Below are 12,558 nucleotides of genomic sequence, written 5' to 3' on the forward strand. Positions count from 1 at the left end.
TTGTGTTAATTTTTGTAGGCAGCAATTGCCTTCATCAGTCCATTCCCGTCAATTATTTTTTGTTCCTGTTCATGCGTTACCGTTACCGGCTGGTGCGTGATAGCTTCCAGGGCATCCCAGCAGGTGCTGGAAGCAGCTAGTTGTCCGTTTCCAGGTGTAGCGGCAGATGGCAGCCATTGCCAAAGATCTTTTATTTGCAGGGATTTCAGTTCCAGTTGTAGTCGTTGCGGATCAAGGAACGACCTTACAAAATCGTTGGCCGGATGGAAGATCAGTTCTGCGGGCGTGCCCAGTTGCTGGATACGTCCTTCATTCATCAAACAGATCCGGTGGCCCAGTTCAAAGGCTTCTTCCACATCATGTGTTACCAGGATGATGGTCCGGTGGCTGATTTCATCGAGCGATTTAAACTCTTTCCTGACGCTGATACGTGTGAGCGGGTCCAGCGCGCCGAAAGGTTCATCCATGAGGAGTACCGGCGGATCTGCCGCCAGTGCGCGGGCCAGGCCAACGCGCTGCTGTTGTCCGCCGCTGAGTTGTTGCGGATATACTTCTGCGTAGGTGGCCGCGGGTAAATGGAGTTTATCCATGAGCGTAGTGGTACGGTCGTGGATACGTTTTTTATCCCACTTCAGCAGGGAGGGCACGAGGCCGATGTTATCGCTCACGGTGTAGTGAGGGAACAACCCGGTGTTTTGTAATACATAGCCGATGTTGCGCCGGAGTATTTCAGGAGACAGCTCCCGTATTTCTTTGCCGTTTATAAAAATCTGACCGCTGTCGGTTTCCAGCAAACGGTTGATCATGCGGAGGGTAGTGGTTTTACCGCAACCGCTGGTGCCCAGCAGCACCAGTGTTTCCCCTTCTTTTACTTCAAAGGAAATATCATCGACCGCTTTTTTTTCCGGACCAAAATATTTGGAAACATTCGACAGTTTAATCATTCGGTATATATCAGATTGTGGAAAAAATTGCTCATTATGGAGCAGGTTTCTCCAGGGTCATAAAGAGATTGTTTAATGATTCTGCATAGAGCGGATGGGCAAACACCATTTCGCGTATCTGCGTGGCGGTGATACCGCCCAGCATGGCCATTTGCAGGATAGACATGATTTCGCCGCCTTCTGTGCCTATTACAGCGGCGCCGAGGATTTTATCGGTATGTTCATGCACCAGCGCTTTCATAAAACCTCTTGTTTGCCCCGTTTCTATGGCCCTGGCAACTTTATCCATGCTCAGGCAGGCTATTTTAAACGGGATCCCTTCTTTCCGCGCTTCTTTCTCCGTGATGCCGATACGTCCGAGTTGCGGATCGGTGAACATACAATAAGGCACCTGCCGGTCTTTTATACCGGTGTTTGCATTTTCAAAAAGGTTCTTATAAATAATGAGATGATCGTTATAGGAGATATGTGTGAATGCAGGGCCGCCTTTTACATCGCCGAGGGCATAGATGCCTGGTTCGGAGGTTTCCAGCCGGTCGTTTACCTGTATAAATCCTTTTTCATCCGTAAGTACATTTGTTTGCTGCAGTTGCAGTGCTGTAGTTTGTGGCGTGCGGCCGGTTGCTATTAGTATATGCGTGCCCGTTATAGTGTCTTTATCTTCCCCGGTGGTAATATCCACGCTGATCTTTTTCCCGTTGCGGGATATATGGGTTACCTGTGTACCCGTGTGAATCTGCATGTTTTCCGACTCCAGCATTTTTTTTATCACTGCCGCCACATCGGGATCTTCTTTTGATACCAGTTGTGAAGCGGATTCTATCACGGTAACGTGACTGCCTAAACGTTGATAGAGCTGTCCCATTTCCAGGGCGATGTAGCTGCCTCCGAGAATGATCAGTTCTTTCGGAATTGTTACTTCATCGAGCAGTGTGGTGGAAGTGAGATACGGCACATCCGTAAGACCGGGGATGGGTGGAATGAAAGGCGTGGCGCCGGTATTGATGAAAATGTGATCTGCTGTTAGTATATTTTCTTCTCCCTTATGCCCGGTAACCGTGATTGTTTTATGACCTGTGAAGACAGCCGTTCCCATGAAGATGCTTACATTGTTTGATTGTAAACCTTTGATTGTTCCTCCGCGAAATTCTGTTACGATATTATTTTTCCGGGCTACAATAAAAGGCAGATCCACCATGAATCCGTGGCTGTGAACGCCCCAGTCTTTACTATGAAAAACAGTATGCGCCACTTTTGCGCAGGCGATCATTGCTTTGGTAGGGGTGCAGCCGTCGTTAATGCAGGTGCCACCGGCATAGCGTTGTTCAATGATAGCAGTTTTCCAGCCTTTTTCTTCCAGTTTTTTTGCCAGCGGGTTTCCACCCTGACCGGATCCGATTACTATTGCGTCAAATTTCTGCATACCGAAAGATTTAGGATGCGGGGCCAAAGATTATACCAACGAAAAGTAAGTAAATTTTGCGAATAAAAGGGGGATCGCCTCCGGCGATTGTAAATTGTCCTGGAACACTGATTACGCTGATAATATTGATTTATTGGATTTGATCATATTTGATTTTAAATGATTAAGGGAGATAAAAAGCGAATTCTGCTTATATCTTCCCAAATCCTTTAAAAATCCCAACATAGTCAAATCGGGGTAATCAATATAATCAGTCTAATCCTGAAAAAGACAAAATCCGCGTAATATCTTTATCTTTGCGGCTGCTGCGAAAAAATATAGATTTTGGTAAAGATTGATAACATAACGCTTCCTGATTTTCCTTTGCTGCTGGCGCCTATGGAGGATGTGAGTGATCCGCCTTTCCGGGCGGTATGCAAGGATGCCGGCGCTGACCTGATGTACACGGAATTTATTTCGAGTGAAGGGTTGATCCGTGATGCCATTAAGTGCAGGAAGAAGCTCGATATTTTTGAATATGAGCGCCCGGTGGGGATACAGATCTTTGGCGGGGATGAAGACAGCCTGGCGATGGCGGCCAGGATCGTGGATGTTACCAATCCTGACCTGCTGGATATCAATTTTGGCTGTCCTGTGAAAAAGGTGGCCGGAAGGGGTGCCGGCGCGGGCGTGCTGAAAGACCTGGACCTGATGGTGCGGCTCACTGAAGCCTGCGTAAAGGCCACTAAGCTGCCTGTTACCGTGAAAACCAGGCTGGGATGGGACGACGACTCAAAGAATATCGAAGAAGTAGCAGAACGGTTGCAGGATGTAGGCATCAAAGCCCTTGCGATCCATGGCCGCACCCGTTGCCAGATGTACAAAGGCGAAGCCGACTGGACCCTCATCGGCAAAGTAAAAAACAATCCCCGTATACATATTCCCATTTTTGGCAATGGAGATATCAACAGCCCGCAGAAGGCGCTGGAGTATAAAAACCGTTACGGCGTGGATGGCATCATGATTGGCCGCGCGGTGATTGGCTATCCGTGGTTATTCCGGGAGATCAAACACTATGTGAATACCGGTGAAATAATGGCCGGCCCCACCCTGGAAGAACGCATTGCCGTAAGTAAGAAACACCTCCGCCTGTCGGTAGAATGGAAAGGACCGGTACAGGGGATCAACGAAATGCGTGGCTGCTATGCCAATTACCTGAAGGGATTACCTGATATCAAACAATTCCGTACGCGGCTGGTAACTATGAAAACCGTTGAAGAGGTAGAAGCTGTACTGGATGAGATTGAAGCCTACTACAAAGGTATTGAGCTGGCTAACGCCCCGATTGAATTAATTGATTATCATCAGAAGTGCCCATTATAGACAGAAAATTTTATGATATAATAAAACTAATTATGCGTTTGTTTTGTTATATCATAAAATTTATAAGATGTCAAGATTTTTCCTATTCGCCACTGCGCTTGTTCTTAGCACCATAGGCCTCTTTTCCTGCCACACATCTCCCGAAGAAAAAACAAATACAGACAGCACTGCTGCCGTTTTACCGGACGTTTCCAATACCCATGAGCTGGGATACCGGGAACAGCAACAGATTGAAAAAGTGATTTATGGTTTCTGCGAGCATTTCGATAACAGCGATCTGAATAAATGCGTGGAGTTTATGGATGATAACATCCGTGGTGAAATAGACGGGGTGAAACTAAAAGGTAAACAAAACTGGACCGCTAAAATAGATTCCCTGGTAATGAGTATCCGGAATACGCATTACCAGTCGAGGCACCTTATTTCCAATATGCAGTTTTACCCTGGCACCAATGATACCGTGCGGGTAACGATGTACGCCAGTAACCTCTGGACAGACCTTACCACCGGGCAGATCCAACTGATGTCTGTTGGTTATTACAAAGGAAAGGTGGTGAAGAAAGACGGAAAATGGTTTATCGCCGTGTTGAACTCTTTGCCGGATAGCCGGCTGGTAAAGAAATTTTACCAGGATGTTCACAGCGATCGTGAGGTGTTACAATAGTGAATGGTTTTATCGCATAAAGAAAAGGTGAAGGATTATGTCCTTCACCTTTTTCATTTTATTTCACCAGTATATGACTGGTAATATTACCGGGAACGGTCTGGTAGCTGTCGAATGTAAGCGAAGCAGCGGCCCTTCCGGAAGAGAGTGTACGCAATACCGTTATATAACCGAATAATTCGGACAACGGTACCATTGCGGTGATGGTTTGCACAGATCCATCCATCTCCATTTGTTTGATCACACCGCGGCGGCGGTTCAGGTCGCCGGTGAGGGTGCCGGTAAATTCTTCCGGCATGGTTACCGTTACTTTCATCCAGGGTTCCAGCAGGCGGGGAGCGGCTTTCGCTGCTACGCTTTTGAACCCGGTGATGGCTGCGTGTTCAAAATCCAGGGCGTGGGAGTCGTTGCTATGAATGGAACCATCCAGTAATCTCACGCGCATGGACTTTACGGGATACCCTGCAAGGGCGCCATTGTGCATGGCCGACTCAAAACCTTTACTGATCGCAGGGATGAATTCTTTTGGAATAGCACCGCCTTTGATTTCGTTGATAAATTCCAGTCCTGTTGCCTGTTCATCGCCGGGTGATAATTCAAACTGGATGTCCGCAAAGTTACCGGAGCCACCGTTTTGTTTCTTATACACTTCACGATGGGTAACGGCCTGCGTAAATATTTCCTTGTACGCGATCTGCGGCTGTCCTTTGTTGATATCGAGATGATATTGTGTGGCCAGCTTTTCCAGCACCACTTCCAGGTGGAGTTCGCCCATACCTTTCAAAATCGTTTGGCCGGTAGCGTTATCCACTGTTACGGTGAGCGTAGGATCTTCTTCCAGCAACCTGTTTAAGGCATCGCCCAGTTTATCATTATCTTTCGCAGATTTTGCCTCAATCGCATACCCGATCATGGGTTCCGGGAAGCTGATTTTTTCCAGCAATACCGGGTGATCCGGATGCGAAAGGGAGTCGCCTGTTTTCACATCTTTCAGTCCTACTACCGCGCCGATATCGCCGGCGCCTATCTCTTCCACTGTTTCATATTTATCGGACATGATCCGCATCAAACGGCTGATCCTGACTTTGCGACCGGTGCGGCTGTTCCAGAGTGTATCGCCGTTGCGCAATACGCCTGCATATACACGTACTAACGTTAACTTCCCTACGTAGTCGTCGGTGATGATCTTAAACGCCAGTGCTGCCAGCGGCGCACTTTCGCTAACGGGAATCATCACTGTTGCTTCCGTTTCCGGATCAGTGGCTTTTACATCGCCAATGTCTGAAGGCGCAGGAAGATAGGTAGCCACTGCATCGAGCAGGGGTTGTATACCTTTGTTCTTATAGGCGGCACCGGCCAGTACGGGTACGGCTTCCAGGCGGATGGTTGCACCGCGCAGTGCGGTGTAAATATCTTCCGGAAGAATACTGTTGGGAGCAGCAGTATATTTATTCAGTAAGGATTCATCCAGCAGGGACAATTCTTCCAGTAAATAATTACGTGCTTCCTGTGCCTCGTTCAGCAAGGCCGCCGGGATGTTGAGCGTTTCATATGTTTTACCGTCGGCGGTGTTCCATACGAGCGCTTTCATGGTAATGAGGTCTATCACCCCGGTGAAGTCATCTTCTGCGCCAATAGGCAATTGCACCGGCAGCGCATTAGCGTTTAGCCGTTGGCGTATGTCGTTTACTACGCGGCGGAAATCCGCGCCCTGCCGGTCCATTTTATTGATGAACGCAATGCGGGGAATATTATAATGATTCGCCTGATGCCATACTGTTTCCGACTGGGGCTGTACGCCGGACCGGGCGCAGAATACGGCTACGGCGCTGTCTAACACCCGCAATGAACGTTCCACTTCAGCGGTGAAGTCCACGTGGCCGGGCGTATCAATGATATTGATCTGCCAGGTATGATCCTGGTGCTGCCAATAGGTAGTGATAGCAGCGGAGGAAATGGTAATACCTCTTTTTTCTTCCTGCGGGTCACTATCCATTACAGTGTTGCCTTCGTCTACGTTGCCAAGTTTATGTGTGAAGCCGGTGAAGTAAAGCATGCGTTCTGTAAGCGTTGTTTTACCTGCATCGACATGTGCCATGATACCTATATTTCTAAAATCCGCTAAGCGTTTCATATATTCTTATTTAAAAAAGGAATTAAAAAAGGCCCCTCATCTGGTAATGAGCGGCCTTTGCTTTATGCAACAGGAAGTCTGCATTACCGGACGCGCCGTGTAAATGACATTGATGCTTTAATAATAAATTTCCTGTTGGTGTTCATTGTGATTAATTGTTTGCTAAAGAAACTGTTGGAGATATTGGGGGGAAGCAAATAAAAAGGCCTCTTCGGATGAAGAGGCCCTTGAAAAAGATTTCAGGAGTTATATATTAACCTCTCATATCCGGGATGGATTTGCCTCCCTGTCTTGAATTAAGACAATGCGGGTACTTGCAATTACCGCTCTGATAACGGTAGTTGCGTAACTGCATGCCTGATATGTGAGATAGTTGTTCATATACTTTTTAAATTGCACCGCAAAGATAGGTTGTTTTTATTTAATAAACTAATCTGAAGGAAGGATGTCCACAGGTCCTTTTTCTTCTATTTGTACAAAAATATCTCCTATATATACTGGTGTCTCCATTTTGTTCCGTCGTAATTTTGCGTCTGCAAATCGATAAGCGCACAAAAATCTGATGAAAAAATTAAGTTTATATAGTCTCACGATGGGAGGCTTTAGTATAGGGATGACGGAATTTATGATGATGGGTGTTTTGCCGGATGTGGCCAACTCGCTTGATATCACTATTCCTGTTGCCGGGCACCTGATCTCGGCTTACGCACTGGGTGTAGTAATAGGCGCTCCGCTGATGGTAGCGCTGGCAGGTAATTTTCCTCCGAAAAAGGTATTGATAGGGCTGATGCTGGCGTTTGGACTGTTCAACAGTTTATTTGCCATTGCGCCGGGGTATGAGTGGCTGGTAGTAGCCCGTTTGTTTGCCGGGCTGCCGCATGGCGCTTTCTTTGGCATGGGCGCGGTAGTGGCCAGCCGTTTGGCAGAGCCGGGAAAGGAAGCCAGCGCCGTATCCGTGATGTTTGCAGGGCTAACGATTGCCAATATCATTGGTGTGCCGCTGGGAACGTACATCGGGCATAATTACAGCTGGCGTATTTCCTTTCTTCTAGTGGGGGTAGTATCCCTGATGGCAGCGGGCAGCGTGAAGTTGTGGATGCCCGTGATCCTGGTTACCAATAACAGCAGCTTCCTGGAAAGCCTGGGTATTTTCAAAAAGATGGATATGTGGCTCATCATCGGGGTATCTGCGATTGGTACCGGCGGACTTTTCGCCTGGATCAGTTATATCGCTCCATTGATGACGGAGGTGGCCGGTTTTGAGAGCAATATGATCACTATTATCATGATCATTGCCGGCGTGGGCATGGCAGTGGGTAATTTTATGGGAGGCCGGCTGGCCGACCGTTTTTCACCGATCGTGACTACCGGTTTTTTGTTGCTGGCCATGATCCTGTCGCTGCTCATAGTAAGCCTGGTAAGTCACTATAAAGTTCCTGCCATTATCATGACCTTTGTCACCGGCAGCATTGCCTTTGCCGTGATAGCACCCATGCAGATGCTGATGATCAATACCGCCAAAGGCGCGGAAATGCTGGCCTCTTCGTCTATGCAGGCCAGCGCCAATATCGGGAATGCGCTGGGCGCTTTCCTGGGCGGACTGCCCCTTGCAGCTGGTTATAGTTATACTTCACCGGAATATGTAGGCGCCGCGCTCGCATTTACCGGGCTGGTGTTGTGTGTTATATTATACGTCCGTTTGAACAAACCGGCCTCCCTGGCGTTTCAAACAGTAAAATAAAATCTCCATTATATGAATATTACTGACATTAACGGTACTGTGCAATTGTCGAATGGTGTACAGATGCCTTATTTCGGATTAGGTGTTTTTAAAACAAAAGAAGGACAGGAAGTGATCGATTCAGTGACTTACGCACTGGATGCCGGTTACCGGCATATAGATACCGCTGCTATTTATGGTAATGAAGAAGGAGTGGGTATTGCCATTGAAAAAAATGCGACCGACAGAAAGGATATTTTCCTGACTACGAAAGTATGGAATGCGGATCAGGGCTACGACAGCACCCTGAAAGCTTTTGATACCTCCCTGGAGAAATTGAAAACAGACTATCTTGACCTGTACCTGGTTCACTGGCCGGTAAAGGGTAAATATAAAGAAACCTGGCGCGCAATGGAGCAATTGTATGCAGATGGCCGCGTAAAAGCTATTGGCGTCAGCAATTTCCTGCAACATCACCTGGAAGACCTGTTCCAGAGCGCGAAGGTGCTTCCTATGGTGGACCAGCTGGAATTCCATCCTTACCTGGTACAGCCTTCCCTGCTGGATTTCTGTCAGAAAAACAACGTACAGTTTGAAGCCTGGAGCCCGCTGATGCAGGGTAAGGCGTTTGACGTGCCATTGCTGAAAGAACTTGCGGAGAAATATAAAGTGTCAGTAGCACAATTAGTATTAAGATGGGACCTGCAGAAAGATGTGGTGACTATTCCTAAAAGCATTCGCCGGGACAGGGTGATTTCCAACGCGCAGTTGTTCAATTTTGAGATCAGTAAAGAAGATGTGTTGAAGATAGATGCGCTGGATCGTGGAGAAAGGGTAGGACCAGACCCGGACAATTTCGACTTTTAATATTTTTAGCGGAGGGATTTCCCTCCGCTATTTTTTATGCTTCGGCGAGCGCCGAAAATAATTTATCAATATCAGCCTTGTTGTTATAGAAGTTTAAGGCTACCGTTAGTCTGTTATTTTTATATCTCGCCTGGATATTATTCTTTTCAATTTTCTCATTTTGTGCAGGTGTAATTTCCAGCAGTTGTATGGCAGAAAGATGCTCCGGCGGATAGTTTGACAACACCCGGATACCTTGTGCAGCCGCCTTTTCCGCCAGGTAGGTAATTAGCTCCCCGACATATGTCTCTATATCGGGAATGCCCGTACGATGAAGATATTTTAGTGCCTCTCCCAATAAAAGTATATTTACAAACGGCGGTGTGCCGGGCTCAAATACCGTGGCATCTTTTTTAGGTGTGAAGTTCGTATAGTCCTTCACCGACTGGAAATCGGCCGTTTCATAATCCACATTATACCAGCTCATCACCTGTGGCGGGTATTGATCCAGTATTTTCTGCGACACATACATCGCGCCGGTACCATAGCCGGCAGTGACCCATTTGTATGCGTGGAAGATGAGGACATCGATATTACATTCCTGCACATCAATGTCGTTTACGCCAAAGGATTGTGTGGCATCTACTATATGGATGAGCCGATGTTGTTTGCATAGTTCGCCAATGGCTTTCAGGTTTTGCCGGAAGCCGGTTCTGAACATCACGTGGCTGGTGATCAGGATACGGGTGGCCGGGGTGATTTTAGCGGCGATGTCTGCAACGGAGATCTGGTTATGGTCATCGCTATCTACGAAATGCAGGGTATGACCGTTGTGCATCCAGCCTACAAAGCTGCTGGGAAATTCATCCCGCATGGTGATGATTTCATAGTGTTTGGGAAACATCCCGTACAGGAGGATCATAGCCTGCGAGGTATTGGTGATGAACGCAATTTCACTGGCCTTTGCGCGGATCATTTCACCAATGAGCGCCCTTACTTCATTGGCCTGGTGATCCCAGCCGGGCATCACTCCGCGGCCTTTTTCACCCAGTTCTGTGAAAAGCGCCGTTGCCCTTTGCACCAAAGGGGTACTTACCGGTCCGCCGCCGTTGGTAAAAAAATAAGCAGCGTTGTTACATACGGGGTAATCGGCCCTGATCTTTTCCCATTTAGTCATACTATTTTATTAATTTCTTCACGATAATAAACAAAATAAACCATAGGTGGGATACCGCCATACGATTATGTTTTTTATATGATAACTTGCGCAGAGGTGGAATATCTTATAGAAAAAAATCAGGTTTAGCATGTTGAGAAAACAGTTTTTCATTTTTGGTGCTTTCATACTTTTATTTACGTCAAACGCAGCGGCGCAGCAGCCGGCGTTGTTCAGGCGGGCGGATGCACCGCTGAACGACCGGGTGAACGACCTGCTGCATACCCTTACCCTGTCTGAAAAAATATCATTGCTGGGATATAACAGTCCGGCGATAGACCGGTTGCAGATCCCTGCCTATAACTGGTGGAATGAGGCGTTGCATGGTATTGCACGAGGTGGCGAAGCCACCGTATATCCGCAGGCGATAGGGCTGTCGGCTACCTTTAATGCGCCGCTGGCCAGGGAAGTAGCCAACACCATTTCCACGGAAGCCCGTGCTAAATATAACCTGGCCGTGCAGCAGCACCGGCATGTGCAGTATATGGGGCTTAACTTCTGGACTCCTAACATCAATATCTTCCGTGATCCCCGCTGGGGCCGTGGCCAGGAAACATACGGTGAAGATCCTTATCTCACTGCTACCATGGCGGGCGCTTTTGTACAGGGCTTACAGGGGGATGTTCCCGGTGCGCTGAAAACGGCTGCCTGTGCCAAACACTTTGCCGTGCACAGCGGCCCGGAAGCCGACCGGCACAGCTTTAATGCCATCATCGATGAAAAAGACCTGCGGGAAACCTATCTCTATGCGTTTAAGAAACTGGTGGATGGCAAAGTAGAATCGATTATGTGCGCGTATAACCGGGTAAACAGTCAGCCTTGCTGCACCGGCAATACACTGTTGCAGGACATCCTGCGGCATGAATGGAAATTCGGCGGACAGGTAGTTACCGATTGCTGGGCGCTGGATGATATCTGGCTGCGTCATAAAGCCATTCCTACCCGCGAGGAAGTAGCGGCAGCAGCGGTGAAAGCAGGTGTTAATCTCGATTGCGCCAATATTTTACAGGATGATGTGATGAAAGCCATTGATAAGGGCTGGCTGACCAGCGCGAATGTAGACAGCGCCCTCAGCGCCACCCTGCGTACCCGCATAAAGCTGGGACTACTGGATGCCCCGGCAGCAAGTCCTTACAGCGCCTATGGCGCCGATAGCGTAAATAACAGCTATCATGCCCGGCTGGCCCGTGAAGCCGCCAGGGAAAGCATGGTATTGCTGAAAAACGACGGCGTATTACCCTTAACTGCCGATAAATATGCTTCCATGCTGGTGACGGGTTCCAACTCCGCATCGCTGGAAGCGCTGATGGGTAACTATCACGGCGTATCGGGCGATATGGTTACTTTCGCCGCAGGACTGGCCAAAGCCGCCGGTCCGGGTATGGCCATGCAATACGACCAGGGGTGCGACTTTACAGATACCCTGCATTTTGGTGGCATCTGGGCTTCGCAGAATTGTGATGTGACGGTAGCGGTGATTGGCTTAACGCCTTTACTGGAAGGAGAAGAAGGAGACGCATTTCTTTCCCCTTCCGGCGGCGATAAAAATACACTGAGCCTGCCCCGCTCACAGATCCTGTTCATGAAGAAATTAAGGGAAGCGCATAAGAAGCCTATTATCGCTGTAATTACAGCCGGCAGCGCGGTAGATGTGTCGGCCATTGCGCCCTATGCAGATGCGGTGATCCTGGCCTGGTATCCGGGAGAACAGGGCGGTAACGCCCTCGCGGATATCATCTTCGGAAAATATTCGCCCGCAGGGCGATTGCCGGTTACTTTTTATCAATCCCTGCAGGACTTACCGGACTACAAGGACTATAGCATGAAAAACCGCACCTACCGGTATTTTAAAGGTAAAGCAGCGTATCCTTTTGGCTACGGGCTCAGCTATACGAAGTTTGACTATGCCTGGCATAAAGCACCAGAAAAAGAGTACCGCAGCAAAGATATTATTCGTGTATCCGTAGCCGTTAAAAATACCGGCGCTTTTGATGGCGATGAAGTAGTGCAGGCGTATATCACTTATCCAAACGTGGAACGTATGCCGGTGAAGGAATTGAAGGCATTCAGACGGGTGCATGTAAGCAAGGGCGGAGAAGAAATAGTGGAACTGGAGCTGCCGGCAGCAGAGTTACAGAAATGGGATTTACAGCAACATGCCTGGAAATTATACAAAGGCACGTATAAAATCAATATAGGAAAGAGTTCAGAGAGCTTCCTGCTGTCGCAGGAATTTAAAGTGAAGTAAT

Annotated in this window: 9 protein-coding genes; 5 read left to right on the forward strand and 4 right to left on the reverse strand. The window is 48.1% G+C overall.

What is annotated here, in order from left to right:
- Nucleotides 1-5: 5 nt before the first annotated feature.
- On the reverse strand, nt 6-944 hold the full coding sequence (locus tag PV783_RS15205) for an ABC transporter ATP-binding protein (RefSeq protein ID WP_420988588.1): 939 nt from the start codon (nt 942-944) through the stop codon (nt 6-8).
- 34 nt (nt 945-978) lie between these two features.
- Nucleotides 979-2,367 carry a mercuric reductase gene (locus PV783_RS15210; RefSeq protein WP_420988589.1) on the reverse strand — a complete coding sequence of 463 codons (1,389 nt, stop codon included), beginning with the start codon at nt 2,365-2,367 and terminating at the stop codon, nt 979-981.
- 324 nt (nt 2,368-2,691) lie between these two features.
- Here PV783_RS15210 and dusB point away from each other — a divergent pair, with 324 nt between their 5' ends.
- The gene (dusB, locus tag PV783_RS15215) at nt 2,692-3,729 is read left to right on the forward strand and encodes a tRNA dihydrouridine synthase DusB (protein ID WP_079468044.1); all 1,038 of its coding nucleotides are present in this window, start codon (nt 2,692-2,694) and stop codon (nt 3,727-3,729) included.
- A 67-nt stretch (nt 3,730-3,796) separates the two neighbouring features.
- Nucleotides 3,797-4,393: a nuclear transport factor 2 family protein gene (locus tag PV783_RS15220; protein ID WP_079468043.1), complete on the forward strand. Its 597-nt coding sequence runs from the start codon at nt 3,797-3,799 to the stop codon at nt 4,391-4,393.
- Nucleotides 4,394-4,451: 58 nt separating this feature from the next.
- Here the strand turns inward: PV783_RS15220 and fusA are convergent, their stop codons facing one another.
- Complete coding sequence (gene fusA / locus PV783_RS15225) at nt 4,452-6,527, reverse strand: elongation factor G (protein ID WP_420988590.1); 2,076 nt, start codon at nt 6,525-6,527, stop codon at nt 4,452-4,454.
- Nucleotides 6,528-7,089: 562 nt separating this feature from the next.
- On the opposite strand from fusA, the gene PV783_RS15230 reads away from it, so the two are divergent.
- Both PV783_RS15230 and PV783_RS15235 read left to right on the forward strand, forming a co-directional pair.
- Nucleotides 7,090-8,268 carry an MFS transporter gene (locus PV783_RS15230; protein WP_420988591.1) on the forward strand — a complete coding sequence of 393 codons (1,179 nt, stop codon included), beginning with the start codon at nt 7,090-7,092 and terminating at the stop codon, nt 8,266-8,268.
- Between the two features lie 12 nt (nt 8,269-8,280).
- Nucleotides 8,281-9,114 carry an aldo/keto reductase gene (locus PV783_RS15235; protein WP_420988592.1) on the forward strand — a complete coding sequence of 278 codons (834 nt, stop codon included), beginning with the start codon at nt 8,281-8,283 and terminating at the stop codon, nt 9,112-9,114.
- A gap of 34 nt (nt 9,115-9,148) precedes the next feature.
- On the opposite strand, the gene PV783_RS15240 is transcribed toward PV783_RS15235, so the two are convergent.
- A complete protein-coding gene (locus PV783_RS15240) occupies nt 9,149-10,270 on the reverse strand; it encodes an aminotransferase class V-fold PLP-dependent enzyme (RefSeq protein WP_420988593.1) in 1,122 nt (373 codons plus the stop codon).
- Nucleotides 10,271-10,400: 130 nt separating this feature from the next.
- Between PV783_RS15240 and PV783_RS15245 the strand changes: the two genes are divergently transcribed.
- Nucleotides 10,401-12,557: a glycoside hydrolase family 3 N-terminal domain-containing protein gene (locus tag PV783_RS15245; protein WP_420988594.1), complete on the forward strand. Its 2,157-nt coding sequence runs from the start codon at nt 10,401-10,403 to the stop codon at nt 12,555-12,557.
- The last annotated feature ends 1 nt before the right edge of the window (nt 12,558 follow it).

This window comes from Chitinophaga sp. CC14 (genome assembly GCF_048957795.1).
Taxonomy (GTDB): Bacteria; Bacteroidota; Bacteroidia; order Chitinophagales; family Chitinophagaceae; genus Chitinophaga; species Chitinophaga ginsengisegetis.